The following is an 833-nucleotide window of genomic DNA, read 5'->3' as shown; positions in this document are numbered from 1 at the left end:
CCGGGCGACCATCGCCGCCCGCGCGGCGGCGGCACGCTTCACGGACTGCTCCGAGCCGGCGGCCCAACGGTCAGGGCTCATGCCCACCCCATCTCGGTGTACCGGTGACCCTCGCGGAGGCGTTCGATAGCCGTTCGGGTGTAGGCCACGATCGGCTCCGGCAAGGCACCCGGGCTCCACCAGCGCCAGGCCAGACACTTGTCGCGCTCGCGGATCACCGGCTGTCCCTCCCACCGCCGTACGCGGAACACCAGTTGCAGACGCGGCTGGGTACCCGGAACGTCGCAGAGGTGCACCGTGTGCACGAGCTCGGCGTCCTCGGGGTGAATCAGCAGGCCCGCTTCCTCGTACGCCTCACGCATGAGGCACGCGATGGCGCTCTCCTGCTCACAATGCCCGGCCAGGAAGTGCCATGTCTCGCCGGCGTACGCGCAGTCGGGGTGCCGCAGGCCCAACAGGACCTCGCCCTGCGCGTTCTCAAGGTACAGATGGATCCCGACCACGTTGAGGACGGTTCCACCTTCTGTGCTCGGAACAGGCCGCCGGACCGGATGCAGGGCAGCAGGATCCGGTACGGTGCTCTGCGAGCTGGCGGGCTGCCGCATAGCGTGGTCGCGCACCAGGTTGAGAGTCGACGGGCTCATCCGCAGACGCGTCATGATCTCCGGAGCGAACCAGCGCAGCATGATCCCTTCGGTGAGGTGAAGACCCTCAGGATCGCCGTTCCAACGGGCCACGAAGACCTGGATGGGCACGGTCGACCCGTCGAGGCCCACCGCGTACTCCATTCGGAAGGGCTCGAGAACCGGCAGCACGAGTCCGGCTTCCTCCCA

1 protein-coding gene is annotated in these 833 nt (G+C 68.2%); it reads right to left on the bottom strand.

Annotated features, from left to right (window positions below):
* Positions 1-77: 77 nt before the first annotated feature.
* Positions 78-833: NUDIX domain-containing protein (locus tag C3488_RS39715; RefSeq protein WP_103845642.1), on the bottom strand; the 756-nt coding region annotated here is incomplete at its 5' end.

The organism is Streptomyces sp. Ru72, from assembly GCF_002920635.1.
In the GTDB taxonomy this organism is placed as follows: Bacteria; Actinomycetota; Actinomycetes; order Streptomycetales; family Streptomycetaceae; genus Streptomyces.
The sequence above is the reverse complement of the archived record's forward strand: the minus strand, read 5'-3'. Positions and strand labels throughout refer to the sequence as shown.